Source organism: Paraburkholderia sp. HD33-4, from assembly GCF_021390635.1.
GTDB lineage: Bacteria > Pseudomonadota > Gammaproteobacteria > Burkholderiales > Burkholderiaceae > Paraburkholderia.
The window spans coordinates 1,466,036-1,490,466 of the sequence record NZ_JAJEJS010000001.1 but is presented as its reverse complement, the minus strand read 5'-3'; the positions used below and the strand labels follow the sequence as shown (position 1 = coordinate 1,490,466).

The 24,431-nt window shown below is 64.1% G+C and carries 24 protein-coding genes; 3 read left to right on the top strand and 21 right to left on the bottom strand.

Features of this window, described 5'->3' with window-relative positions:
* Window positions 1-153 precede the first annotated feature (153 nt).
* Entirely contained in the window at window positions 154-1,140 is a 987-nt protein-coding gene (locus L0U84_RS06585) for a DMT family transporter (RefSeq protein WP_233848650.1), read from the top strand.
* 69 nt (window positions 1,141-1,209) lie between these two features.
* On the opposite strand, the gene L0U84_RS06580 is transcribed toward L0U84_RS06585, so the two are convergent.
* A complete protein-coding gene (locus L0U84_RS06580; RefSeq protein ID WP_233848648.1) occupies window positions 1,210-1,542 on the bottom strand; it encodes an RnfH family protein in 333 nt (110 codons plus the stop codon).
* Window positions 1,539-1,976: a type II toxin-antitoxin system RatA family toxin gene (locus L0U84_RS06575; protein WP_233848647.1), complete on the bottom strand. Its 438-nt coding sequence runs from the start codon at window positions 1,974-1,976 to the stop codon at window positions 1,539-1,541. The genes L0U84_RS06580 and L0U84_RS06575 overlap by 4 nt, the downstream gene beginning before the upstream one ends.
* A 100-nt stretch (window positions 1,977-2,076) precedes the next feature.
* Between L0U84_RS06575 and smpB the strand changes: the two genes are divergently transcribed.
* The gene (gene smpB / locus L0U84_RS06570) at window positions 2,077-2,523 is read left to right on the top strand and encodes an SsrA-binding protein SmpB (RefSeq protein ID WP_013089686.1); all 447 of its coding nucleotides are present in this window, start codon (window positions 2,077-2,079) and stop codon (window positions 2,521-2,523) included.
* A 125-nt stretch (window positions 2,524-2,648) separates the two neighbouring features.
* Here the strand turns inward: smpB and L0U84_RS06565 are convergent, their stop codons facing one another.
* The 3 genes from L0U84_RS06565 to ppsA all read right to left on the bottom strand — a co-directional run bounded on the left by L0U84_RS06565 (window position 2,649) and on the right by ppsA (window position 6,719).
* Entirely contained in the window at window positions 2,649-3,596 is a 948-nt protein-coding gene (locus tag L0U84_RS06565) for an SPFH domain-containing protein (RefSeq protein ID WP_233848646.1), read from the bottom strand.
* A 147-nt stretch (window positions 3,597-3,743) separates the two neighbouring features.
* A complete protein-coding gene (locus L0U84_RS06560; RefSeq protein WP_233848645.1) occupies window positions 3,744-4,199 on the bottom strand; it encodes an NfeD family protein in 456 nt (151 codons plus the stop codon).
* Between the two features lie 117 nt (window positions 4,200-4,316).
* Entirely contained in the window at window positions 4,317-6,719 is a 2,403-nt protein-coding gene (gene ppsA, locus L0U84_RS06555) for a phosphoenolpyruvate synthase (protein WP_233848644.1), read from the bottom strand.
* A 562-nt stretch (window positions 6,720-7,281) separates the two neighbouring features.
* On the opposite strand from ppsA, the gene ppsR reads away from it, so the two are divergent.
* Window positions 7,282-8,097 (top strand): posphoenolpyruvate synthetase regulatory kinase/phosphorylase PpsR, encoded by an 816-nt coding sequence (gene ppsR, locus L0U84_RS06550; RefSeq protein ID WP_013089690.1) that lies wholly within the window; start codon window positions 7,282-7,284, stop codon window positions 8,095-8,097.
* 58 nt (window positions 8,098-8,155) lie between these two features.
* On the opposite strand, the gene L0U84_RS06545 is transcribed toward ppsR, so the two are convergent.
* From L0U84_RS06545 to rpsB, 16 genes are all read right to left on the bottom strand, one after another.
* Entirely contained in the window at window positions 8,156-8,944 is a 789-nt protein-coding gene (locus L0U84_RS06545) for a TrmH family RNA methyltransferase (RefSeq protein ID WP_233848643.1), read from the bottom strand.
* 94 nt (window positions 8,945-9,038) lie between these two features.
* On the bottom strand, window positions 9,039-9,788 hold the full coding sequence (rnhB, locus tag L0U84_RS06540; RefSeq protein ID WP_233848642.1) for a ribonuclease HII: 750 nt from the start codon (window positions 9,786-9,788) through the stop codon (window positions 9,039-9,041).
* A complete protein-coding gene (gene lpxB / locus L0U84_RS06535; protein ID WP_233848641.1) occupies window positions 9,785-10,954 on the bottom strand; it encodes a lipid-A-disaccharide synthase in 1,170 nt (389 codons plus the stop codon). The genes rnhB and lpxB overlap by 4 nt, the downstream gene beginning before the upstream one ends.
* Window positions 10,955-10,957: 3 nt before the next feature.
* The gene (gene lpxA / locus L0U84_RS06530) at window positions 10,958-11,746 is read right to left on the bottom strand and encodes an acyl-ACP--UDP-N-acetylglucosamine O-acyltransferase (protein WP_129961131.1); all 789 of its coding nucleotides are present in this window, start codon (window positions 11,744-11,746) and stop codon (window positions 10,958-10,960) included.
* Window positions 11,747-11,846: 100 nt separating this feature from the next.
* Window positions 11,847-12,311 carry a 3-hydroxyacyl-ACP dehydratase FabZ gene (gene fabZ / locus L0U84_RS06525; RefSeq protein WP_006048683.1) on the bottom strand — a complete coding sequence of 155 codons (465 nt, stop codon included), beginning with the start codon at window positions 12,309-12,311 and terminating at the stop codon, window positions 11,847-11,849.
* 185 nt (window positions 12,312-12,496) lie between these two features.
* Window positions 12,497-13,609 carry a UDP-3-O-(3-hydroxymyristoyl)glucosamine N-acyltransferase gene (gene lpxD, locus L0U84_RS06520; protein WP_233848634.1) on the bottom strand — a complete coding sequence of 371 codons (1,113 nt, stop codon included), beginning with the start codon at window positions 13,607-13,609 and terminating at the stop codon, window positions 12,497-12,499.
* A gap of 84 nt (window positions 13,610-13,693) precedes the next feature.
* Complete coding sequence (locus L0U84_RS06515) at window positions 13,694-14,215, bottom strand: OmpH family outer membrane protein (RefSeq protein ID WP_026225318.1); 522 nt, start codon at window positions 14,213-14,215, stop codon at window positions 13,694-13,696.
* A gap of 100 nt (window positions 14,216-14,315) precedes the next feature.
* Window positions 14,316-16,619 (bottom strand): outer membrane protein assembly factor BamA, encoded by a 2,304-nt coding sequence (gene bamA / locus L0U84_RS06510; protein ID WP_233848633.1) that lies wholly within the window; start codon window positions 16,617-16,619, stop codon window positions 14,316-14,318.
* 67 nt (window positions 16,620-16,686) lie between these two features.
* Window positions 16,687-18,081 carry an RIP metalloprotease RseP gene (rseP, locus tag L0U84_RS06505; protein ID WP_233848632.1) on the bottom strand — a complete coding sequence of 465 codons (1,395 nt, stop codon included), beginning with the start codon at window positions 18,079-18,081 and terminating at the stop codon, window positions 16,687-16,689.
* Window positions 18,082-18,088: 7 nt separating this feature from the next.
* On the bottom strand, window positions 18,089-19,294 hold the full coding sequence (locus L0U84_RS06500) for a 1-deoxy-D-xylulose-5-phosphate reductoisomerase (protein WP_233848631.1): 1,206 nt from the start codon (window positions 19,292-19,294) through the stop codon (window positions 18,089-18,091).
* Between the two features lie 10 nt (window positions 19,295-19,304).
* Window positions 19,305-20,126: a phosphatidate cytidylyltransferase gene (locus tag L0U84_RS06495; protein ID WP_233848630.1), complete on the bottom strand. Its 822-nt coding sequence runs from the start codon at window positions 20,124-20,126 to the stop codon at window positions 19,305-19,307.
* Complete coding sequence (uppS, locus tag L0U84_RS06490) at window positions 20,120-20,902, bottom strand: polyprenyl diphosphate synthase (protein ID WP_233848629.1); 783 nt, start codon at window positions 20,900-20,902, stop codon at window positions 20,120-20,122. Before uppS ends, L0U84_RS06495 begins: the two co-directional genes overlap by 7 nt.
* 62 nt (window positions 20,903-20,964) lie before the next feature.
* Window positions 20,965-21,525 (bottom strand): ribosome recycling factor, encoded by a 561-nt coding sequence (frr, locus tag L0U84_RS06485; RefSeq protein WP_013089702.1) that lies wholly within the window; start codon window positions 21,523-21,525, stop codon window positions 20,965-20,967.
* A gap of 97 nt (window positions 21,526-21,622) precedes the next feature.
* Window positions 21,623-22,336, bottom strand: a complete 714-nt coding sequence (gene pyrH / locus L0U84_RS06480; RefSeq protein WP_013089703.1) for a UMP kinase — start codon at window positions 22,334-22,336, stop codon at window positions 21,623-21,625.
* A 222-nt stretch (window positions 22,337-22,558) separates the two neighbouring features.
* Window positions 22,559-23,440 (bottom strand): translation elongation factor Ts, encoded by an 882-nt coding sequence (tsf, locus tag L0U84_RS06475; protein WP_013089704.1) that lies wholly within the window; start codon window positions 23,438-23,440, stop codon window positions 22,559-22,561.
* Between the two features lie 218 nt (window positions 23,441-23,658).
* Window positions 23,659-24,411 carry a 30S ribosomal protein S2 gene (gene rpsB / locus L0U84_RS06470; RefSeq protein ID WP_013089705.1) on the bottom strand — a complete coding sequence of 251 codons (753 nt, stop codon included), beginning with the start codon at window positions 24,409-24,411 and terminating at the stop codon, window positions 23,659-23,661.
* Window positions 24,412-24,431 lie beyond the last annotated feature (20 nt).

Here is a 24,431-nt window from a genome sequence, read left to right as displayed (position 1 = left end):
CAGGCAAACACGGGAACCGGCCGGCGGCCATCCACGACGAACCCCTGGGTCGAGCGACGCCGGAACCCACCCGATTGCAGGATCGAACAAGACGCCCCGACCGCAAAACCGCTATTCTGCCGGCCATTCCAGTTTATCCAGCAGGGGCAGTCGATGCAGCGCGGTGTCGTATATGGGGTCATGGCCGGAGCCTTGTGGGGCATGGTGTTTCTGGTGCCGCGGGTGCTGCCCGATTTCTCCCCGCTCCTGCTCGTCGCGGGCCGCTACTCGATGTACGGCGTCGTGTCGCTCGCCGCGGCGCTGCCGATCGCGCGTTCGCTCGCCAAACGCCTGAGCCGCGAGGATCTGATCGCCCTCGTCAAGCTCGCGCTGGCCGGCAACATCGTGTATTACCTGCTGCTGACGGCCGCCGTGCACCTGATCGGGATCGCGCCAGCCTCGCTGATCGTCGGCGTGCTGCCGGTCACGGTCACGCTGGTTGGCCGGCGCGATCACGGCGCCGTGCCGCTCGCGCGCCTCGCATGGCCGCTCGCGACCGTGATGGCGGGCATCGTCTGCATCAATATCGACGTATTTACGGTGGCCGGCGCGGCGCCGGCGAGCATCGCGACGCGCCTGCTCGGCGTGGCCTGCGCGGTGGGCGCGCTGCTTTGCTGGACCTGGTTCGCGGTCGAAAACGCCCGCTACCTGCAGCGTCAGACGCATTTCAGCGGCAACGAGTGGTCGGTGCTGTGGGGCGTCGTGACGGGCGCGCTCGGGGGCGCGTTGTGGCTCCTGGTCGCGGTGCTGCCCGCGGGCGGTCCGCAGGGCGAACTGGCCGATGCACGGTGGCACACGTTCTGGCTACTCAATCTGGCGCTCGCGATCGGCGCGTCGTGGCTCGGCAACGGCTTGTGGAATGCCGCTGCAAAACGGCTGCCGCTAACGCTGTCCGGCCAGATGATCGTGTTCGAGACGCTGTTCGCGCTGCTTTATGCGTTCATTTACGACGAGCGCCTGCCGCGCCCGCTCGAACTCGCGGCGATCCTGCTGCTGGTCGCGGGGGTCTGGTGGTCGGTGCGCCGGCATTCGGACGACGAATCGTCGGGTGCCGCACGCATCGAGGGCATGGAAGACAAGGCGCAGACGTCGGCGCCATGATGTGATGTGCGGTGATGATGCAAGACTGGCGGCGGGCGGAGCGCAAGCCGCCACCGCAAGCTTCGCCGCCTAGCGCGAATCCTTGTTCAACCAGCGCCGCCCCTCGATCGACCCCGCCTTGCGCGTCTTTTCGACGCGGCGTTGGCGCGACACCTTCGGATCCACCAATAAAGGCCGGTAAATCTCGACGCGATCATGATCGGCGAGCACCGTATCGAGCGGCTTGAGCTTGCCGAACACGCCCACCTTCTGCGTGCTCAGATCGATCGATGGAAAACGCTGCAGAATCCCGCTTGCGTCGATTGCCTGTTGCAGCGTCGCCCCCGCGGGCAACTCGAGCGCAATCAACGCCTGCTCGCCGGCGAGCGCATAGCAGACCTCAACTGATAGCCGCGTGCTCATGACTGACCATAGCGCTGATTGGCGCGCTTCACGAAAGATTCGACGAAAGTATTGGCGATGTGATTGAACACCGGCCCGATGATCTTCTCGAGCAGGATGCTGGTGAACTCGTAGTGCAGCGCGAATTCGATCTTGCACGCGTCCGCGCGCAGCGGTGTGAAGACCCAGAACCCGGTGAACTTGCGAAACGGGCCGTCGGCGAATTCCATGTCGATGCGCGTCGGGCGCTCCATCGAGTTGCGCGTCGCGAAATGCTGTTTGATGCCCTTGAAGTTGATATCGATCCTCGCCTCCATGCTGGTGTCGTCCCGGTGGCGAATTTCGATGCCCCCGCACCATGGCAGGAAGTTGGGGTAATCGTCGACGTCGGTGACGAGGTCGAACATCTGCTCCGCCGAATGGCGAATCAACACGGTTTTCTGGACATCTGCCATAAATTGAACAGCGCGTGGCAAGGGTGGACGAGCGCCGCGGGCTTTCCTTGCCCCGCTTTGCTAAAATCGTGATTTTAAACGAGTTGGGCACTTTCCATTCATGAGCATCATCGACAACAGAAAAGCTTTCTACGACTACTCGGTCGAGGAACGCTATGAGGCAGGCCTCGTGCTCGAAGGATGGGAGGTCAAGGCGTTACGCGCGGGCCGCGGCCAGATCAAGGAAGGCTACGTGGTGATCCGCAACGGCGAGCTGTTCCTGATCGGCACGCACATCAGCCCGCTGCCCGAAGCGTCGACGCACATCCATCCCGATCCGGTGCGCACGCGCAAGCTGCTGCTGCACAGCGAGGAGATCAGCAAGCTGATCGGCAAGGTCGAGCAGCGCGGCTACACGCTCGTGCCGCTGAATTTTCACTACAAGAACGGTCGCGTCAAATGCGAGATCGGCCTCGCGAAGGGCAAGAAGATGCACGACAAGCGCGAGACCGAGAAGAAGCGCGATTGGGAGCGCGAAAAGGCGCGCCTGATGCGCTCGCCGACGTAAGCGGGATTTCTGAGCGCGATTCGTTTCCCGCTCATGCAAAAATGGCCCGCACATCGATGTGCGGGCCATTTGCTTTTGCGTCACTCGTTTCTGGCGCGTTCATTGCGCGCTCGTTGTTCAGTTCTTCAGCGCGCGTCGGCTCGCGGCGGCTCCGCTCCCGTCCTGCTCCTGTTCACGATCGTCAGCGCCGAGGCGATCATCGAACTCATGTTCGACATGTCGCCCGGAACGATCAGTGTCGTGCCCTGCTTCGCGAGGTTCGAGAACGCGTTCACGTACTGTTCGGCCACCTTCAGATTCACCGCGTCCATGCCGCCGTTCAGCTGGATCGCCGCGGCGATCTTCTGGATCGCCTGCGCGTTCGCCTCGGCCACCGCCAGAATCGCCGCGGCTTGCCCCTGCGCCTGGTTGATCGCCGCCTGACGCTCGCCCTCGGACTTCTGGATCGCCGCCTCGCGTCCGCCCGATGCGATATTGATCTGCTCCTGCTTACGCCCTTCCGATGCCGCAATCAACGCGCGCTTCTCGCGCTCGGCGGTGATCTGCGCCTGCATCGCGTGAAGGATTTCCTTCGGCGGCGTGAGGTCCTTGATCTCGTAGCGCAGCACCTTTACGCCCCAGTTCGCGGCCGCTTCGTCGAGCGCGGAGACGATGCTGTGATTGATGAAATCGCGCTCCTCGAAGGTCCGGTCGAGCTCCAGCTTGCCGATGACCGAGCGCAACGTGGTCTGCGACAGCTGCGTGATCGCGAACACGAAGTTGCTCGATCCGTACGATGCCTTCATCGGATCGGTGACCTGGAAATACAGCACACCGTCGACCTGCAGCTGCGTGTTGTCGCGCGTGATACAGACCTGGCTCGGCACTTCGAGAGGAATCTCCTTCAGCACATGCTTGTAGGCGACCCGGTCGACGAACGGAAACGCGAAGCTCAGGCCCGGCGTCAGCGTCGCGTGATAACGGCCGAGGCGCTCGAGCACCCACGCATGCTGCTGCGGCACGATCTTGATGGTCTGCGCCGCGAGCACGATCACGACGATCAGCAGCACTGCCCCGACGATGGTTGAATCCATATCGCTACCCTCCGATTCTGATTCGAATTGTTGTGCGCAGGTTGGTCGGGCCTGCGTGTTCAGCTTAGGCTCTGGTGCTTCGCTTAGGGAAGGGATATCGATGGGCGCGTGTGGCGAACACCGCACCCAACGCTCACGCTCGGGTCGTCAGCTCGCGCTCGCGCGGGCCTTCGGCTGCCGGCTCGCGACGACGACGAGACAACTGCCGCGCAACTCCCTGATCTCGTAGACCTGCGCGTCTTCGGGTTCGCCCGCGGCCAACTCGACGTCCCACGCCGCGCCACGATAGTTCGCGCGTGCTTTGCGCCCCTGCCAGCTCGCCACGCTCAGCGTCTGCCCGATATCCAGATTGACGTCCGGATTGCGCGACGCCTGCTCGCGCTTGCGGCGCCCAAAGCGCGAGCGTCTGAGTAACACGACCGCCGCGAGCGCGACCAGCGCCGCCACCACGAACTGCAAGTCGGTCCCGGCGCCGGCAATGCGCGCAAGCGCGGCCGCGACGAAGCCGAACGCGACCATCAACAGATAGAAGGTGCCGCTCATCAGCTCCAGCACGACAAGCACACCCGCCCCGATCCACCAGAACAGTCCACCAGGCGCCACGTCGACCTCCACAAAGCAAAACACCCCGGATCTACCGGGGTGTTTATAGCACGAAGCGCACGTGCTTTTAACGCGTGGTGAATGCCGCCTGCGCAGCGGCAGGCGGCACCTCGCGAGTTACTGCCTCGACTTTGCCAGCTGCTGCCACGTATCGATGATCGTGTCGGGGTTCAGCGAGATCGACTTGATGCCTTCGTCCGTCAGCCATTGCGCGAAGTCCGGATGATCCGACGGCCCCTGGCCGCAGATACCGACGTACTTGTCCAGACGCAGACAGGTTTCGATCGCGCGCTTCAACATGAACTTGACCGCCGGATCGCGCTCGTCGAAATCGACAGCGAGCAATTCCATGCCAGAGTCGCGGTCGAGGCCGAGCGTGAGCTGCGTCAGGTCGTTCGAGCCGATCGAGAAACCATCGAAGAACTGCAGGAACTCTTCAGCGAGGATCGCGTTCGACGGCACTTCGCACATCATGATCAGACGCAGGCCCTTCTCGCCACGCTTCAGGCCGAACTTCGCGAGCAGCCCGACCACGCGCTCCGCCTGCTTCAGCGTACGCACGAACGGCACCATGATCTCGACGTTGTCGAGGCCCATCTCTTCACGCACCTTCTTCAGCGCGACGCATTCCATCTGGAATGCCTCGGCGAAGTCTTCCGCGATATAGCGCGAGGCGCCGCGGAAGCCGAGCATCGGGTTTTCTTCGTCCGGCTCGTAGCGCGAACCGCCGATCAGCTTCTTGTACTCGTTCGACTTGAAGTCCGACATACGCACGATGACGGGCTTCGGATAGAACGCCGCCGCGATCGTCGCGATGCCTTCGGTCAGCTTGTCGACGTAGAACGCGCGCGGCGACGCGTGACCGCGCGCGACGCTTTCGACCGCCTTCTTCAGGTCCTGATCGACGTTCGGGTACTCGAGAATCGCCTTCGGGTGCACGCCGATGTTGTTGTTGATGATGAACTCGAGGCGCGCGAGACCCACACCTGCGTTCGGCAGTTGCGAGAAGTCGAACGCGAGCTGCGGGTTACCGACGTTCATCATGATCTTCACCGGAATGGCCGGCAGTTCGCCGCGCTGCACTTCGGTCACTTCGGTTTCGAGCAGGCCGTCGTAGATCTTGCCTTCGTCGCCTTCCGCGCACGACACGGTGACGAGCGCGCCGTCCTTCAGCACGTCGGTCGCGTCGCCGCAGCCGACCACGGCCGGCACGCCCAGCTCACGCGCGATGATCGCCGCGTGGCAGGTGCGCCCGCCGCGGTTCGTGACGATCGCCGACGCACGCTTCATGACCGGCTCCCAGTTCGGGTCGGTCATGTCTGCGACGAGCACGTCGCCCGGCTGCACGCGGTCCATTTCCGACGGATCGTGAATCACGCGCACCGGACCCGCGCCGATCTTCTGGCCGATCGCGCGGCCGGTGACGATCACGTTCGACTGGCCCTTCAGCTTGAAGCGCTGTTCGGCCTTGCCGCCGCCCTGGCTCTTCACCGTTTCCGGACGCGCCTGCAGGATGAAGATCTTGCCGTCGCGACCATCCTTGCCCCACTCGATGTCCATCGGACGCTGGTAGTGCTTCTCGATGATGACCGCGTACTTCGCAAGTTCGATCACGTCTTCGTCGGTGATCGAGAAACGGTTGCGCTGCTCGTGCGCGACGTCGACGGTCTTCACGCGGCCCGGCTCGCCCGGCTTCGTGAATTCCATCTTGATCAGCTTCGAGCCGATCGAGCGGCGGATGATCGGGTACTTGCCCTGCGCGAGCGTGGTCTTGAAGACGTAGAACTCGTCCGGATTCACCGCGCCCTGCACGACGGTCTCGCCGAGGCCATAGCTCGACGTGATGAAGACGGCGTCCTTGAAGCCCGATTCGGTGTCCAGCGTGAACATCACGCCCGCGGCGCCGACGTCCGAGCGCACCATGCGCTGCACGCCCGCCGACAACGCGACTTCAGCATGCGTGAAGCCCTTGTGGACGCGATAGGAGATGGCGCGGTCGTTGTACAGCGACGCGAACACGTGCTTCATGCGATCGAGCACGTCGTCGATGCCGACCACGTTCAGGTAGCTTTCCTGCTGACCGGCGAACGATGCATCGGGCAAGTCTTCGGCGGTCGCGGACGAACGCACGGCAAACGACAGCTCTTCGGGCGAGCTCTTTTGCAGCGTGTCGAACCCCGCGCGAATGTCAGCCTCGAGCTGCGGCTGCAGCGGCGCGTCGACGATCCATTGACGGATCTCCTTGCCCGCTTCGGCGAGCGCCTTCACGTCGTCGACGTCGAGCGTCTCGAGACGTTTGGCGATGCGTTCGGTCAGATTGTTGTGCTGCAGGAAGTCACGGAACGCGAGCGCGGTGGTCGCGAAGCCGGTCGGCACGCGCACGCCGGCTTGCGCGAGCTGGCTGATCATCTCGCCCAGCGACGCGTTCTTGCCGCCGACGATTTCCACGTCGGTCATCCGCAACTGCTCGAACGGAACTACATACGCCTTGTCCTTTGCGACGGTAACTGCGTTAGTCATACAAGCCCCTAAGTGTGAAAGAAATTCACGGCTGTGCAAGTGGGCTTGAACACGGGCAGCCCATTGGAAGCTCGACCCCGTGTCTTGCAAAACCTGTTAGATAAGCAATCGCCGTCAACGCAGACATGCGTTGCATGGGTGCGCCGGCCGTACGCGTGACCGAAACGGCGGCGAAGAACGCCGATGACCGCAGTTACCGCTCGATCTCTTGCGTTCGACGCACATTGACGTCAGATGACGGGACGTTGGCCGACCTTTCGCGGTAAATAAGCGGCCAATCGCCCGCAATTGCTTATCCAACAGGTTGCCGCTATTCTACCGTGCCGACTCTCCAAATGTGGCAGTCGGTCGAGAATTGCGCCTCGAATCCGCGGCCCGATCCAGCCAGCGGGCTGTTGCGAGGCCGCCCGGGCGCAAGGGTCGCGCCAACGGCACGCCGCATCGACGCCGCCGTCTCCGGACAACCGCCGGAGCTCGTCCGCCGCCGCGCGGTTTGATTCGAGCGCGTTTTAGCACTCGCGTTTTTCCGGCTCATTTGCCTTTCACGTTCACAGCCCCACTAATGCCGCCCACCGTATTCATCGTCTCAGACGGTACCGGGATTACTGCCGAAACCTTCGCGCATTCGATCCTCTCCCAGTTCGACCAGAAATTCCGTCTGGTTCGCGTGCCATTCGTCGACTCGACCGAGAAGGCCTACGCGACGCTCGAAAAGATCAACGAAGCGGTCGTGCAGGACGGCCGTCGTCCGATCGTATTCACCACGCTCGTCGATAGCTCGTCGAACCAGATCGTGAAGGATTCGAACGCGCTCGTGCTCGACATGTTCCAGACCTTCGTCGAGCCGCTCGAACAGGAACTGGAGCTGAAATCGAGCCACGCGATGGGCCGTGGCCACCAGAACGCGGACACCGAGGAGTACAAGAACCGGATCGAGGCGATCAATTTCTCGCTCGCGCACGACGACGGTCAATCGAACCGCAATCTCGCGGACGCCGACGTGATCCTCGTCGGCGTGTCGCGCAGCGGCAAGACCCCGACGAGCCTCTATCTGGCGATGCAGTACGGCGTGAAAGCGGCGAACTATCCGCTGATCCCCGAAGATTTCGAACGCGGCAAGCTGCCGACGCCGCTGCTCGAGCATCGGCAGAAGATGTTCGGGTTGTCGATCGATCCGCAGCGGCTGTCGGAGATCCGCAACGAGCGGCGGCCAGGCAGCAAATACGCGGCGCTGGAAAACTGCCGCTATGAGATCAACGAAGCGGAAGCGATGATGCGGCGCGAGGGGATCAAGTGGCTGTCGTCGACGCACAAGTCGATCGAGGAGATCGCGACGACGATCCTGCAGGAGATCAAGCTGGATCGGCCGTCGTATTGAGGGACCGCCGGGCAGGCGTTGCGCTGCCCGAGCAGAGCCCGCGCAACGCCACCCAAGTCTACTTCTTGCGCCCGCGCTGCTGCCGGCACTGCTCGAACACGCAGACCGCCGCGGCAGCCGCCACGTTCAGCGACTCCATGCCGCCGGGCTGCGGAATCGTCACGCGCAACGACACGGCATCGCGCCACACTTGCGACACGCCCGCACCTTCGTTGCCGAACACCCACGCGAGCGGCCTGCTCAGGTCGCAATCGTAGATCGCTTCGGCGCCGTGCGAGTCGGTGATCACGATCGGCATCGCGAGGCGCTCGATCAGCGCGCTCGCTTCGACGTCTTCATGAATCTGCAACAGGAAGTGCGCGCCCATCCCCGAGCGCAGCACCTTCGACGACCACGCGTACGCGGTGCCCGGCGCACAGAACACATGCTCGATACCCGCGGCCGCCGCGCTGCGCAGAATCGAGCCGACGTTGCCCGCGTCCTGCACGCCGTCGAGCACGAGACAGTTTTGCTCGACGCGCTCGGGCAACGGCGCATCGAGCTTCTCGACGAGCAGCAGAATCCCGACCCCATGCACGACATTCGACAACTGCCCGAACAGCGCATCGGGCAGCGTCACGAGCCGATGCTCGTCGATGCGCGACACGATCGCCTGCGCTTCGTCGTGACGCAGCGCGCCGTCGGTGACCACGCATAGCTCCGGCTGACCGGCCACGTCGAGATAAGCGCTCGCGAGATGGAAGCCCTCGAGCAGCGCATGGCCGCTGCGGCGCTGTTGATGCGTCGAGCCGGCCAGTGCCTTCAGGCGCTTGTAGAGCGGATTGTCCCGCGAGGTAATGGCTTTCACAGGCAGCGAAGGCGGTGAGAAATGGAAAGGGAATCAGTGGCGAATCAACGGTACTCGAGCGCGCTCCGCGCTCGAGCCGCGCTGATGGGCTCGGTCACGCGAGGCCGGTTTCGCCGAACGCATCGCCGTCGAGCAGCAGCGCGTCGGCCACGATGACGGCGTCCGCCGCCGGCACCGGCACACCTGTGCCGAACCGCAGATGCGCTTCGCGCACCGGCGCGAACGAGCGCCGATGATGCTCGCACGGCCCATGCTCGCGCAGCGCTGCCAGATGCTGCGGCGTGCCGTAACCCGCGTGCGCGTCGAAGCCGTACATCGGATAGGCCTGGTGCAGCTCGACCAGCATACGGTCGCGCGTAACCTTCGCGAGAATCGACGCCGCCGAAATGCTCTTCACGAGCGCGTCGCCGCCGATCACCGCCTCGCTACGGATGCTGAGCGTCGGGCAGCGGTTGCCGTCGACTTTCACGAGAGTCGGCACGACCGACAGGCCCTCGACCGCGCGCTTCATCGCGAGCATGGTGGCGTGCAGGATGTTCAGCGAATCGATTTCCTCGACTGTCGCCGACGCAATGCAGTATGCGAGTGCGCGCTCGACGATCTTGTCGTACAGCGCTTCACGCTTGAGTGCGGTGAGCACCTTCGAATCGTCGAGGCCGCGGATCATCGGTTTGGCCGGATCGAAGATCACCGCCGCCGCGACGACCGGACCGGCCAGCGGTCCGCGTCCTGCTTCGTCGACACCGCAGACGATGTCTTCGGCGCTCTCGAAGTTCAGGCCGGCTTGCGCCACCACCCGAACCGCGGCCGCGGTCTTGCGGCGAGGCGCGCGCGCACCGGTCATGGCCGCCCCGCCCGCTGCTCGACGACGCCCGCCACGACTTCGGCCGCGCGCTGTGCGGTGTTCTGCTTCAGCACGTGATGCATCTCCGTGAAGATTTCCTTCAGCGTGCGCCGGTTCGCCTCGTCGCGCAACTGTTTCAGCGTCGCCTCGGCGAGCGCCTGCGGCGTCGCGAAGTGCTGCAGGATCTCGGGCACCACGAAGCGCCCGGCCAGGATGTTCGGCAGGCCGACGTACGGCAGATAGCCCTGGCGGCGCATGATCTGGCCGGTCAGCCAGGGCACCTTGTACGAAATCACCATCGGCTTTTTCAGCAGCGCGGCTTCGAGCGTGACGGTACCGCTCTTCACGAGAATCGCGTCGGCGGCGGTCATCGCGAGTTGCGACTGGCCTTCGGTGATGGTCAGCGCGAGGCCCGGATGCGAGTCGACGAGCGGCTGCAGCAGCGCGCGCAACGCGGGCGTCGCCGCCGGCATCACGAAGCGCACACTGGGCTCCTGATGCTGCATCATCTCCATCGCCGCGAAGAAGGTCGGGCCGATCAGGTCGATCTCGGAGCGCCGGCTGCCCGGCAGCACCGCGATCACCGGCCCGGTTTCCGCGAGACCGAGCGCGCGGCGCGCGCCGAGGGTGTCGGGTTCGAGCGGGATCTGGTCGGCCAGCGGATGCCCGACGTACGACGCCGCGACCCCTGCCTTTTCGAGCAGCGCGGTTTCGAACGGGAACACGCACAACATGTGGTCGACCGCCTTCGCGATCTTCTTGATGCGGCCGCCGCGCCACGCCCAGATGGACGGGCACACGAAGTGCACGGTCGGAATGCCGGCGTCGCGCAGCGCGTGCTCGAGCCCGAAATTGAAATCGGGTGCGTCGACGCCGACGAACACCGACGGCGGCTCGGCGAGCAGCTGACGCTTCAGCTCGTTGCGGATACCGAGAATTTCGGGGATGTGCCGCAGTGCTTCGACATAGCCGCGCACCGTCAGCTTTTCCATCGGCCAGTGGGCGTCGAAGCCCGCGGCGATCATGCGCGGACCGCCGATGCCGTAGTACTGCGTGGCGGCCGGCAGCCGGCCGGCGAGACCGTCGAGCAGCGACGCGGCGAGCAGGTCGCCGGACGGCTCGCCGGCCACCATCGCGACGCGCAGCGGACTGGGTTGCAACGTCATCGGTTAGCGGATGATGCCGCGCTGCGACGCTTCGACGAACGCGAGCAGCGTCTGCACGGGCGCGTCGCCGTCGCCGCCGGCCGAACCGAGTTCCTTCAATTGCACCTTCGCTTCTTCGAGCGACAGGCCGTTCTTGTACAGCACGCGATACGCGGTGCGCAGCACCGAGATCGCATCGGCCGAGAAGCCGCGGCGGCGCAGCCCTTCGACGTTGATGCCATGCGGCTCGGCCTTGTTGCCCGCGGCGATCACGTAGGGCGGCACGTCCTGCACGAGCGCCGACGCGCCACCGAGCATCGCATGCGCGCCGATGCGCACGAACTGATGCACGCCCGACATGCCGCCGATGATCGCGTGGTCGCCGATCGTCACGTGACCGGCCATCTGCGCGTTGCTCGACAGGATCACGTTGCTGCCGACGTGGCAATCGTGACCGATGTGCACGTAGGCCATGATCCAGTTGTCGTCGCCGAGCGTGGTGACGCCCGCGTCCTGCACCGTGCCGGTGTGGATCGTCGTGAACTCGCGGATCGTGTTGCGGTTGCCGATCACGAGCTTCGTCGGCTCGTCCCGGTACTTCATGTCTTGCGGACGGCCGCCGACCGATGCGTAATGGCCGATGCGGTTGTCTTCGCCGATCGTGGTATAGCCTTCGATCACGCTGTGCGAGCCGACCGTGCTGCGCGCACCGATCGTCACGTGTGCGCCGATCACCGCATAGGGGCCGACTTCGACGGATTCGTCGAGCTGCGCGCCCGCTTCGATGATCGCGGTGGGATGGATCCTGCTCATGCGTCCTCGCTTCTGATTCTGTTGCGTTGTCTGGATGGCCTTGACGCCGGGGCCGCCGCGCGCGTGCCGTGACGCGCCGCGACCTGCCCGGACGCCGGCTTTACGCGTCTTTGTCCGTGTGGCGCACCGCGCACATCAGATCGGCTTCGGCCGCGACGACGCCATCCACTTCGGCGCGCGCCTTGAACTTCCAGATGCCGCGCATGTGACGCTCGAACGTGCAGTTCAGGATCAGCTGGTCGCCCGGCTCCACCACGCGCTTGAAACGCGCGTTGTCGATGCCGACGAACAGGTACAGCGTGTTCGACGGATCGCTCGGCTCTTCCGAGAACGTCAGCAGCGCCGCGGTCTGCGCGAGCGCTTCGAGGATCAGCACGCCTGGCATCACCGGCCGCGTCGGGAAATGTCCCTGGAAATACGGCTCATTGATCGACACGTTCTTCAACGCTTTGATGCTCTTGTGCGGTTCGAGTTCGAGCACCCGGTCGACCAGCAGGATCGGATAACGATGCGGCAGCAGCGTGAGAATCTTATGAATGTCGAGATTGATTTTTTCGGTGCTCATGGTGTTTCTGCTCACGCATTGACTGCGCGATGATGACTGCGGATGCTGGTGCAGGTGGGTTGATAACGCGCGCGACCGACGCCTCGCACGACCAGTGGCCGTGCCACCCGGTCACGGCCACCGGCTTTGCTTCCTGATGCTCGACCGCTATTTTACGCGGTGCCGGTGGGCCGCCGTGATAACTGTCAGATCTTGTTGCCTGCGGGTTGACCTGCGGCGCCGTCGGTGGCATTGCCGGCCTTGTCGACGGTGGCATTCTCCAGCGCCTTGATGCGATCGCGCAGCTTGTCGATGTTGCGCAGCAGCGCGGCGCTTTTGTTCCAGTCCGCGTGGTTCACGGCCGGGAACGCACTCGTGTACATGCCGGGCTTCAGCAGCGACTTCGACACGCCCGACTTCGCGGTGACGATCACGTGATCGGCGAGCGTCACGTGCCCGGCAATGCCAACTGCGCCGCCGATCATGCAATGACGGCCGATCGTCGTGCTGCCCGCGATACCCGCGCAGCCCGCGATCACCGTGTACGCGCCGACCTTGCAGTTATGGCCGATCTGCACGAGGTTGTCGATCTTCACGCACTCCTCGATGATCGTGTCGGCCATCGCGCCGCGGTCGATCGTGGTGTTAGCGCCGATTTCGACGTCGTTGGCGATCGACACGCCGCCGACCTGCGGAATCTTCACCCAGCTGCCGGTGCGCGCGTCGCCCTCGCCGACGAAGTCGGGTGCGAAGCCGAAACCGTCCGAGCCGATCACCGCGCCGGCGTGCACGATCACGCGCTCGCCGAGCTTGCAGCCGTGGTACACGGTCACGTTCGGATACAGATGCGTGTTCGCGCCGACATGCGTACCGCGGCCGATCACGACGTTGGCGTCGAGCTGCGCATGCTCGCCGATCACCGCGCCCGCTTCCACGGTGACACGCGGACCGATCACCGCGCTCGCGGCGACCTGCGCGGAAGGATCGATGGTTGCGCTCGGATGCACGCCGGGAACCGCCTTCGGCGCGGCGAGGTCGATGAAGGTTTGCGCGATGCGCGCAAAGTAAGCGTAGGGATTCGGCGTGACGATGAAGTTTCGACCTTCGCGCGAGGCGAGCTTCGCGAGGTCGCCGGCATTGATCAGCACCGCGCCGGCGCGGGTCGTGTCGACCTGCGACAGATACTTCGGATTGGCGAGGAACGCCAACTGGTCCGGGCCTGCCTGGTCGAGCGGCGCGAGGCTGCTCACGCGCTGCGACCCGTTACCGACCACCTCACCGCCGAACCGCTGGACGATGTCCTCGAGCGTAAATGCCATGCCTATCCTGTCTCCAACTGTTCAATCATTGCGAGGGCGCGCGCCGACGCGCGCGGGGCGACCGTGCGTCGCCCCCAGTCGCCCTTAGTTGCCCGACGCGGCCAGCGCCTTCAGCACCTGGTCGGTGATATCGATGCGCGGGCTCACGTACACCGCTTCCTGCACGATCAGATCGTAGTGCTGCGTTTCCGCGATCTGCTTGATGACCTTGTTCGCGCGATCGAGCACCGCCGCGAGCTCCTCGTTACGGCGCTGGTTCAGGTCTTCGCGGAACTCACGCTGCTTGCGCTGGAAATCCGAGTCGAGCTGGGACAGGTCGCGCTGCTTCTGCGCGCGATCGGTCGCCGACATTGTCGCGCCATTCTTGTCGAGCGCATCGGACATCGACTTGAGCTTTTGCGCCATGTCGGCAAGATCCTTGTCGCGCTTCGCGAATTCGGCCTCGAGCTTCAGCTGCGCGGCTTTCGCCGCCGCCGATTCGCGCAGGATGCGGTCGGAATTCACCGCGGCTATCCTCGCCTCCTGCGCGTGCGCCATGCCGACCCCGAGGGTCATTGCCAGTGCCAATGCGCACGCTACACGTTTCGAAAACATACCGGTTAGCAAAGTCATCCTCTCGATACTGTAGTTTGGCCGCGCCCGCCGCAACCGGCCGCCGGGAACACCGATCGCCGGGAACGCCCGCCGCCACAGCCGGCCGGCCCGATCAGAACGCCGTCCCGATCTGGAACTGGAACTTCTGGTACTGGTCGCCCGTGTGCTTGGTGAGCGGGAAGCCAAGGCTCAACTTGAGCGGGCCGATCGGCGAGATCCACGCGAGACCGACACCGTAGCCGTAACGCAGGCCGTTCGCGCCGATGCTGTTACCTTCCGTGCCCCACACGTTACCCGCGTCGAGGAAGGTAAACACACGCAGCGTGCGGTCGTAGCCCGTGCCCGGCAGCGGGAACGTGAGCTCGATATTGCCGACGAGCAGCTTCGAGCCGCCGATCGGGTCGCCGGTCTTCGCGTCGCGCGGACCGAGCGAGCTCGGCTCGTAGCCGCGGACCGAACCGATACCGCCGGCGAAGTAGTTCTTGAAGATCGGGTAAGGCTTGCCGCCGAGGCCGTTACCGTAGCCGCCCTGGAAGTTGAAGCCCAGCACGAAGCCGCGCGCGAACGAGTAATAGTACTGCGCGTTGATGTCGGCCTTGTAGTACTGCGTGCCGCCGATCGGCGTGCCGTACTCGGCGTTCGCCTGCGCGAAGTAGCCGCGGCTCGGCACCAGTGCGCTGTCACGCGCGTCGCGCGACCAGCCGACCGTCAGCGGGACGTTGTTCGACACCCGGCCAAACTCGTTCACGTAGTCGATATAGCTTTGCGGCGTGTTCGCGTCGATGTCGAGCTGGTTCTGCTCGAAGCCGACGCCGAAGTACACGGTATCGACTTCGGAGAACGGGATGCCGAACTTCAGATCGCCGCCCATCGTGACGATCTTGAAGCTCGAATCCGTCGAGTAGTACAGCGGCTGGTACGTGCGGTAGTAGACGTCGGTGATCCGCTTGATGCCGTCCACCGTGAAGTACGGGTCGACCTGGGTGACCGTCAGCGTACGGTACGTCTTCGCGGTATTCACGTTGACCGACAGGCTCGTGCCGGAGCCGAACACGTTGTCCTGCGAGATACCCGCCGACAGCACCACCTTGTCCGTCGACGAAAAGCCCGCGCCGAGCGTGATCGCGCCGGTCGGCTTTTCGGCGACCTTCACGTCGATGTCGACCTGGTCGGGCGTACCTTCCACGGGAATGGTGGTCACGTCGACGTCGGTGAAGTAGCCGAGACGGTTGATACGGTCTTTCGACAGCGCGAGGCGGTTCGAATCGAACCACGAGCTTTCGAGCTGGCGCATTTCACGGCGCACCACTTCGTCGCGTGTGCGTGTGTTGCCGACCACGTTGATGCGGCGCACGTACACGCGGCGGCTCGGGTCGACCTGCAATGTCAGATCGACCGTGTGGTTGTTCTGGTCGATCTGCGGCTGCGCGTTGACGGTCGCGAATGCGTAACCGTACTCGCCAAGCTTGTCGACGATCGCCTTCGTGGTGGCCTGGAGCTTTTCGGCCGAGAAGCGGTCGCCCGGCTTGATCTTGATCAGCTTCTTGAGCTCCGCTTCGCGGTCGAGCAGATTGCCGGCGAGGCGGATATTCGAAATCGTGTACGGCTGGCCTTCATGCAGCGTGACCGTCAGGTACATGTCCTTCTTGTCCGGCGAAATCGACACCTGGGTCGATTCGATGCTGAACTCGAGGTAGCCGCGGTTCAGGTAGTACGAGCGGACGTTCTCGAGGTCGCCGGTGAGCTTGTCTTTCGCGTACAGGTCGTTCTTCGTGTACCACGAGAACCAGTTCGGCGTGGACAGCTGCATTTCGTCACGCAGCGTGCCGGTGCTGAACGTGTTGTTGCCGATGAAGTTGATCTGGCGGATCTTCGCGCTCGGACCTTCGGCCACCGAGAACAGGATGCCGACGCGGTTGCGGTCGATCGGCGTGATCGTGGTGGTGACTTCGGCTGCGTAGTAGCCGCGCGTAAGATACTGACGCTTCAGTTCCTGCTCGGCCTTGTCGACCAGCGCCTTGTCGTAGTAACGGCCTTGCGACAGCCCGACCGCGCGCAGCGCCTTGGTCAGATTGTCCTTGTCGAACTCGTGGATGCCGGCGAAGTCGATCGTGCCGATGGCCGGACGCTCCTGCACCTGCACGACCACCACGTTGCCTTCGGTCGCGATCTTGACGTCATTGAAGAAGCCCGTCGCGTACAGCGCGCGAATCGCTTCGGACGCCTTGTCGTCGGAGAAGGTATCGCCTTGCTTGATGGGCAGGTACGCGAACACGGTACCCGGCTCGACGCGTTGCAGTCCCTCAATGCGAATGTCTTGCACCACGAAGGGCGTCGTTGCGTGAGCAACCAGCCCATGCGCGGCGAACGCCGCGGCTATAACCGTCTTTGGACCAAAGCGATGAGGTTTGAACAACGTGCTTCCCCAGTGTGTATAGCTGCATCAGGCCTGGCGGCCGCCCTCGAGAACGCCGCCGGACACTTTAAAAATGGATTAAACGAGCCAGATCGTTGAACAGCGCAATCGCCGACAACGCGACGATGCAGGCAAGACCCGCCCTCTGAAAAACGAGTTGCCAGCGATCGGAGACAACTTTACCGGTCACAGCTTCAACCAAATAATATAACAGATGACCCCCGTCCAATACCGGAATTGGTAGCAGGTTCAGCACGCCGAGGCTAATACTGACAAGGGCCAGGAACGACAGAAACGCGGAAGGACCCAGACGTGCGCTCTTTCCCGCGTAGTCGGCGATCGTCACCGGACCAGACAGGTTCTTCAGCGACGCCTCGCCGACGATCATCCGGCCAAACATCCTTACCGAGTACACCGCGAGGTCCCACGTGCGGCGCGCGCCGAGGCGCAGGCTGTCGAGCGGCCCATAGCGCACGTCGATCAACGGCACCTGGGTCGCCAGCTCCGCGCCGATGCGGCCGATCTGCTGTCCGCTCGCCGCATCGCGCTGCAGTTGCGGCACGATCGTGATCTCTTCGAGCGTGCCCGCCGCGTGCCCGCCCTGGCCGCCGCGCTCTACCCGCAGCGTGACCGGCACGCCGGCGTGCGATTTTACATAGGCGATGAAGGCCGCCGCGTTATCGGTCGGCGCGCCGTTGATCGCACGCAGCCGGTCACCGGCGACAAGGCCCGCCTTCTGCGCGGCGCTGCCCGCCTGCACGCCCGCCACCGTCAGCTTGCCGCCACCCGGCTCGAAGCCGAGGTGCGACATCAGATCGTCGTCGACGTCTTTCTCGCCGAGGCCGCGCAGGTCCATCGGAAAATCGGAGGTGCCGTGCGCGTCCTTTGCACTGAGCACGATGCGCTGCTGATCGAACGCGGCGCCGAGCAGCTTCCAGCGCAGATCCGACCACGACCGCACCGGCTCGGTCTCGTCGCTATGGCCGGTGCGCACACCGACGATCGTCTCGCCGCCCTCGAAGCCCGCCAGCGCGGCCGGTGTGTTCGGCGCGGGCGTCGCGATGACGGCCGCCGGTTCGGTCACGCCAGTCGCGAACACGAGCGCGAACAGCACGATCGCAAGCAGGAAATTCGCGACCGGACCGGCCGCGACGATCGCGAAGCGTCGCCACACCGACTGGCGGTTGAACGCATGCGGCAGATCCGCGTCGGGAATCGAGCCGGGGCCGGTCTCGCGCTCGTCGAGCATCTTCACGTAGCCGCCGAGCGGTAGCGCCGCAATCGTCCACTCGGTGCCCGTCTTCGGACTGACCCACTGGACGAGCGGCTTGCCGAAGCCGATCGAAAAGCGCAGCACCTTCACGCCGCATAGACGCGCGACGCTGTAGTGCCCGTACTCGTGGACCACCACGAGTACGCCAATCGCAACCGCGAAAGCGAGCAGTTCGATCAGCAGATTCATAAGCGCCTCACTGGACGGCGCGTTCCGTACGACGGGCGCCGTCGGGCAGACGCGCGATGAATTCGGTCGCGGCGCGGCGCGCGGCGGCGTCCGCTTCGATGACGTCGTCGAGCGCATGCGCGCTGCGATTCGGCAACGCGTTCAGCACCGAGTCGACCACCTGGGCGATCGCCATGAAGCCGATGCGCCGCGCGAGGAATGCCTCCACCGCGATCTCGTTTGCCGCGTTCAGCGCCGCGCTCGCAACGCCGCCCTCGGCAAGCGCCTTCATTGCGAGCGCGAGGCACGGGAAGCGCGCGTAATCGGGTTTTTCGAACGACAGCGACGCAATCTCCGCGAGATCGAGCTGTGCGACACCGGAGTCGACGCGATCCGGAAACGCGAGTGCGTGCGCGATCGGCGTGCGCATGTCGGGGTTGCCGAGTTGCGCGAGCACCGAGCCGTCCGCGTACGACACCAGCGAATGGATCACGCTCTGCGGATGAATCAGCACGTCGATGCGCTCGCCGGGCAGGTTGAACAGCCAATGCGCCTCGATCACCTCGAGGCCCTTGTTCATCATCGTGGCCGAGTCGACCGAGATCTTGCGGCCCATCACCCAGTTCGGATGCTTGCAGGCTTCGTCAGGCGTCACGTCGACGAGCGTGGCCGGTTCGCGTGTGCGGAACGGGCCGCCCGAGGCGGTCAGGATGATCTTCGAGACGCCGCCATGCAGCGATGCTTCGCGCGGCAGGCATTGGAAAATCGCGTTGTGTTCGCTGTCGACCGGAAGCAGCACCGCGCCGTTGTCGCGCACCGCGTCCATGAAGATCGCGCCGGACATCACCAGCGCTTCCTTGTTCGCGAGCAGGATGCGTTTGCCGGAGCGAGCCGCGGCAAGGCTCGGCGCGAGACCGGCCGCGCCCACGATCGCCGCGACCACCGTGTCGCAACCTTCGCTCCTCGCGACGTCGACGAGCGCCTGCGGCCCGTACGTGACCTCGGTCTTGCTGCCCGCGTCGCGCAGCTTCGCGGCGACCTTCGCGGCCGTGTCGGCGTCGCCGACCACCGCGACTTCGGGCGCAAAGCGCAGGCATTGCTCGACGAGCTTGTCGCCGTTGCGATGCGCGCTCAGCGCATAAATCGAAAAACGCTCGGGATGGCGCGCGACCACGTCGAGCGTACTGTCTCCAATCGAGCCCGTGGAACCGAGCAATGTCAGACGTTTTTGCATATCTCTTTCTCTAGCCGAGCAGCAGCATGGCGAGCGGCAGCACCGGCAGCAACGCGTCGATGCGATCGAGCACGCCGCCGTGCCCCGGCAACAGGCCGCTCGAGTCTTTGACGCCGGCCTGGCGTTTCATCATCGATTCGAACAGATCACCGACCACGCTGAAAACCACCAGCAGGGTCAGCGCGAGCACCGTGCGCAGCGCGCCCAGTTGCGCCAGTAGCGCAGAATACAGGGTCGGCTCGAACGCGTGCAAAAAGACCGCCGCCGCCGCGACGATCATGACCAGCAGCCAGCCGCCGATCGCGCCCTCCCAGGTCTTACCCGGACTGATGGCGGGTGCCAGCTTATGCTTGCCAAACGCTTTCCCCGAGAAGTATGCGCCGATATCGGCGAGCCATACCAACAGGAGCAGCGACAGCACGAACGGCACACCCTGCATGCGCGCGGCGACGAGAGCATGCCAGCACGCGATGAAACCGACGATCCCGGCAAGAAACAGAAAGGCGCGCCACGCGCCCTGCGCGAGCACGGGCTTGCGCAGCAGCACGAACGGACCCGCGATCACCCAGAAAATCGCCGCTGCCTGGAAGAACGGCCGCGCATGCTCGGTGCCGACGCCCACGCGCGTACTGGCGACGAGCCCGAGCGCCGCGACCAGCGCATAGAGCACCGGCCCCGCCCCGCCGAGCTTCAGCAGGCGCGCCCACTCCCACGCGGCGAACACGACGACGAATGCGATCAGCGCGCCGAACGCGCCGACCGGCGCGAACAGCGTAACAGGCAGGAACACTGCCAGCAGCACGATCGCCGTGATGACACGGGTCTTTAGCATGGAAGCGAATCGACGTTCTGCGATTGCGGCTCGAGCTGAGCACTGGTGCGGCCGAAGCGGCGTTCCCGCTCGGCGTACGAGGTGATGGCATGACCGAGCGCGTCGGCGTCGAAATCCGGCCAGAACGTGTCGGTGAAATAGAACTCGGTGTAGGCGAGCTGCCACAGCAGGAAGTTGCTGACGCGACGCTCGCCGCCGGTGCGGATGAACAGGTCGGGCTCGGGCGCGTAAGCCATCGACAGATGCTCGGCGAACGCGTCCTCGCTGACCTCGACCGGCTTGCCGGTCGTCGCCGCCTGCTCGACGAGCTTGCGGGTGGCCTGCATGATGTCCCAGCGGCCGCCGTAGTTAGCGGCGATGGTCAGCGTAAGACGGGTGTTGCGCGCGGTCTTGGTTTCCGCGCGCTTGATCAGGTCGCGGATCTTGTCGTCGAAACGCTCGAGATCGCCGACCACGCGCAAACGGATACCGTTCGCGTGAAGCTTGCCGATCTCACGCTCGAGCGCGGTGACGAAGAGGCGCATCAGGAACGACACCTCCTCGTTCGGACGGCGCCAGTTCTCCGAGCTGAACGCGAACAGCGTCAGATATTCGACGCCCTGCCGCGCGCACGCCTCGACGGCCGCCCGCACCGCGTCGACGCCGCGCGTATGGCCAGCCACGCGCGGCAGACGCCGCTGGGTGGCCCAACGGCCGTTGCCATCCATGATGATCGCGATATGTCGCGGCACCGCGGCGACTTCAGGCACGCGCACGGTTGAGCTGGTATAGGTCATGGCCGTCGGGACAGTAATGCCAGTAAAGAAGTGGAAATCAGAAGGTGCTGAGCCGAACGGCGTCAGACCGTCATGATCTCGGCTTCTTTCGTCGTGACGAGCTTGTCGATTTCAGCGACGAACTTGTCCGTCAGCTTCTGGACGTCGTCGCCGGCACGGCGCTCGTCGTCTTCCGAGATTTCCTTGTCCTTGACGAGCTTCTTCAGTTGCTCATTGGCGTCGCGGCGCAGATTGCGCACGGCCACCTTGGCCGTTTCGGCTTCGCTACGCACGACCTTGGTCAGCTCGCGGCGGCGCTCTTCGGTCAGCGCGGGCATCGGCACGCGGATCACGTCGCCGTGCGTGGCCGGGTTCAGACCGAGGTCCGACTCGCGGATCGCCTTTTCGACGACCTGGACCATCTTCTTTTCCCACGGCTGCACGCCGATCGTGCGCGCGTCGATCAGCGTCAGGTTCGCGACCTGCGAAATCGGTACCGGCGAGCCGTAGTAGTCGCACTGGATATGATCGAGCAGGCCCGTGTGCGCACGGCCCGTGCGGATCTTCGACAGGTCGTTCTTGAACGCGTCGATGGAGCGCTGCATCTTCTGTTCAGCGCCCTTCCTGATATCAGCCACAGACATTTTTAAACCTCCGAACCTTCAAAACGGTGCGAGCCGCCCGGCACCCGCGATGCGGCGGCCCGGGCTCGCGTCAAAGCCCACGTAATGTAAACGAAGTTTACACGTGGACGAGGGTGCCCTCGTCCTCACCTAGCACGATGCGCTTGAGCGCACCGGGTTTGACGATCGAAAACACGCGGATCGGCAGCTTCTGGTCGCGGCACAGCGCAAAGGCCGTCGCGTCCATCACCTGCAGATTGCGGCCGATTGCCTCGTCGAAGCTGATCGTGGTGTAACGGGTCGCGCTCGAGTCCTTCTTTGGATCGGCCGAATAGACGCCGTCCACCTTGGTCGCCTTCAGCACCACTTCCGCGCCGATTTCCGAGCCGCGCAATGCAGCCGCAGTATCAGTCGTGAAGAACGGGTTGCCGGTGCCGGCGGCGAAGATCACGACCTTGCCTTCCTCGAGCTGGCGGATCGCGCGCGGCCGGATGTACGGCTCGACGACCTGGTCCATGCGCAGCGCCGATTGCACGCGCGCCTCGATGCCGGCGTGGCGCATCGCGTCCTGCAGCGCCAGCGCGTTCATCATCGTGGCGAGCATACCCATGTAGTCGGCCGTCGCACGGTCCATACCCGCCGCGCCGCCCGCGACGCCGCGGAAAATATTGCCGCCGCCGATCACCACGGCCAGCTGCGTTCCGAGACGGACCACTTCGGCCACGTCCGCCACCATTCGTTCGATGGTCGCGCGATTGATGCCAAAGGCATCGTCGCCCATCAGAGCTTCACCGGAGAGTTTGAGCAGGACGCGTTTATAGGCAGTGGGCATAGGGATATCCAGATCGCGCAGAACAGGGCAACAACAAGGGACTAATGTAGGGGTGAAATGCTGATTCGGGCAAGCGCCGCCAAATTGGCGAACCCTCGAGTTCGCCAGCGGCGGCCGCGCGGCGAGGGTCAACCCGTGCGCGGCCTTGCGGTGCTGCCGACCGCGGCGAGGTCTTGCCTCGCCGCGGGTCCAAACGGTACGGCTTTGAAGCTTAGCTAACGCTTATTGTTGCTTTGCAGCAGCGACCTGAGCGGCCACTTCCGCAGCGAAGTCGTCCTGCTTCTTCTCGATGCCTTCGCCGACCACGAACAGTGCGAACTTCTGCACGCTCGAGCTGGCCGCCTTCAGCATCTGCTCGATCGTCTGCTTGTCGTTCTTAACGAACGTCTGGTTCAGCAGCGACACTTCCTTCAGGTACTTCTGCACGCTGCCGTCGACCATCTTCGCGACGATTTCAGCCGGCTTGCCCGATTCGGCAGCCTTCTGTTCAGCGATGCTGCGCTCCTTGGCGATCAGGTCTGCCGGCACGTCGTCCGACGACAGCGAAACCGGCTTCATCGCGGCGATATGCATTGCCACGTCCTTGCCGACCTGCTCGTCCGCGCCGGTGTACTCGACCAGCACGCCGATGCGCGTGCCGTGCAGGTACGCCGCCAGCTTGTTCGCGGTGTCGAAGCGCACGAAACGGCGGATCGACAGGTTTTCACCGATCTTGCCGACCAGCGCGAGGCGCACTGCGTCGACGGTCTGGCCGTCGAGCGGCAGAGCCGACAGCGCAGCGACGTCAGCCGGGTTTTGCGTGGCGACGAGCTCGGCAATCTTCTTCGAGAACGCGAGGAAGTCGTCGTTCTTCGAGACGAAGTCGGTTTCGCAGTTCAGCTCGACGAGCGAACCAGCGTTGCCGTTGATGAACGATGCGACGACGCCTTCAGCCGTCACGCGCGATGCCGCCTTGCTAGCCTTGTTGCCGAGCTTCACGCGCAGCAGTTCTTCAGCGCGTGCCAGATCGCCGTCCGCCTCCGTCAGCGCCTTCTTGCATTCCATCATCGGCGCGTCGGTCTTCGCGCGCAGTTCTGCAACCATGCTTGCGGTAATTGCCGCCATCATTTGCTCCTTGGGTTCTGTCTGTCACACGCCGCCCGCACTTCGATGCCGGCGGCAGGAATTCGTTTCAGCGTTTTCGCGTATTTTTTACGAGCGACGCGCGTCGCGTCGTCTCGAACACTCTGCCAGATGCCTATTACAACACCCGCTACAAGCGTCGCGACTTAAAAAAAGGGGGCCTGTAGAAAGCCCCCTTTTTTGTCGGACACTGGGCAGCCTTACGCTTCCGGGTTGACCTCGACGAACTCGTCGCCGTCGCCACCACGTGCAGCCTGGACCACTTCGTTGACCGCGTTGGCACGGCCTTCGAGGATCGCGTCGGCCACGCCTGCCGCGTACAGAGCGACTGCCTTGCTGGCGTCGTCGTTACCCGGAATCACGTAGTCCACACCTTCCGGCGAGTGGTTCGTATCGACCACGGCGATGACCGGAATGCCGAGCTTGTTCGCTTCGGTCACGGCAATCTTGTGGTAGCCGACGTCAACCACGAAGATCGCGTCCGGAATGCCGCCCATGTCCTTCACGCCGCCGATCGACTTCTGCAGCTTGGCCATTTCGCGTTCGAACAGCAGCGCTTCCTTCTTGCTCATGCGCTCGGTTTCACCGGCTTCCAGCGCCGCTTCCATGTCCTTCAGGCGCTTGATCGAAACCTTCAGTGTCTTGAAGTTGGTCAGCATGCCGCCGAGCCAGCGTGCGTTGACGAACGGCATACCAGCGCGCTGCGCTTCCTGAGCGATCGTGTCGCGCGATTGACGCTTCGTACCGACGAACAGAATCGTGCCGCGGTTCGATGCCAGCTGACGCGCGTACTTCAGCGCGTCGTTGTACATCGGCAGCGTCTTTTCGAGGTTGATGATGTGAATCTTGTTGCGATGACCGAAAATGAAGGGCGCCATCTTCGGGTTCCAGAAGCGGGTCTGGTGACCGAAGTGGACACCTGCTTCCAGCATTTGACGCATCGTAACTGCCATGAAATTCTCCACAAGGGTTG

Bases quoted from the DNA above. Each gene is read 5' to 3' on its own strand.
- uppS (WP_233848629.1), bottom strand. From the start codon at position 20,902: ATGACCTATACCAGCTCAACCGTGCGCGTGCCTGAAGTCGCCGCGGTG.
- L0U84_RS06565 (WP_233848646.1), bottom strand. From the start codon at position 3,596: ATGGATTCAACCATCGTCGGGGCAGTGCTGCTGATCGTCGTGATCGTG.
- L0U84_RS06585 (WP_233848650.1), top strand. From the start codon at position 154: ATGCAGCGCGGTGTCGTATATGGGGTCATGGCCGGAGCCTTGTGGGGC.
- L0U84_RS06500 (WP_233848631.1), bottom strand. From the start codon at position 19,294: ATGCAAAAACGTCTGACATTGCTCGGTTCCACGGGCTCGATTGGAGAC.
- smpB (WP_013089686.1), top strand. From the start codon at position 2,077: ATGAGCATCATCGACAACAGAAAAGCTTTCTACGACTACTCGGTCGAG.
- ppsA (WP_233848644.1), bottom strand. From the start codon at position 6,719: ATGACTAACGCAGTTACCGTCGCAAAGGACAAGGCGTATGTAGTTCCG.
- L0U84_RS06580 (WP_233848648.1), bottom strand. From the start codon at position 1,542: ATGAGCACGCGGCTATCAGTTGAGGTCTGCTATGCGCTCGCCGGCGAG.
- lpxD (WP_233848634.1), bottom strand. From the start codon at position 13,609: ATGGCATTTACGCTCGAGGACATCGTCCAGCGGTTCGGCGGTGAGGTG.
- pyrH (WP_013089703.1), bottom strand. From the start codon at position 22,336: ATGCCCACTGCCTATAAACGCGTCCTGCTCAAACTCTCCGGTGAAGCT.
- rnhB (WP_233848642.1), bottom strand. From the start codon at position 9,788: ATGACCGGTGCGCGCGCGCCTCGCCGCAAGACCGCGGCCGCGGTTCGG.
- fabZ (WP_006048683.1), bottom strand. From the start codon at position 12,311: ATGAGCACCGAAAAAATCAATCTCGACATTCATAAGATTCTCACGCTG.
- tsf (WP_013089704.1), bottom strand. From the start codon at position 23,440: ATGGCGGCAATTACCGCAAGCATGGTTGCAGAACTGCGCGCGAAGACC.
- L0U84_RS06495 (WP_233848630.1), bottom strand. From the start codon at position 20,126: ATGCTAAAGACCCGTGTCATCACGGCGATCGTGCTGCTGGCAGTGTTC.
- ppsR (WP_013089690.1), top strand. From the start codon at position 7,282: ATGCCGCCCACCGTATTCATCGTCTCAGACGGTACCGGGATTACTGCC.
- lpxA (WP_129961131.1), bottom strand. From the start codon at position 11,746: ATGAGCAGGATCCATCCCACCGCGATCATCGAAGCGGGCGCGCAGCTC.
- rpsB (WP_013089705.1), bottom strand. From the start codon at position 24,411: ATGGCAGTTACGATGCGTCAAATGCTGGAAGCAGGTGTCCACTTCGGT.
- rseP (WP_233848632.1), bottom strand. From the start codon at position 18,081: ATGAATCTGCTGATCGAACTGCTCGCTTTCGCGGTTGCGATTGGCGTA.
- lpxB (WP_233848641.1), bottom strand. From the start codon at position 10,954: ATGACGTTGCAACCCAGTCCGCTGCGCGTCGCGATGGTGGCCGGCGAG.
- L0U84_RS06575 (WP_233848647.1), bottom strand. From the start codon at position 1,976: ATGGCAGATGTCCAGAAAACCGTGTTGATTCGCCATTCGGCGGAGCAG.
- frr (WP_013089702.1), bottom strand. From the start codon at position 21,525: ATGTCTGTGGCTGATATCAGGAAGGGCGCTGAACAGAAGATGCAGCGC.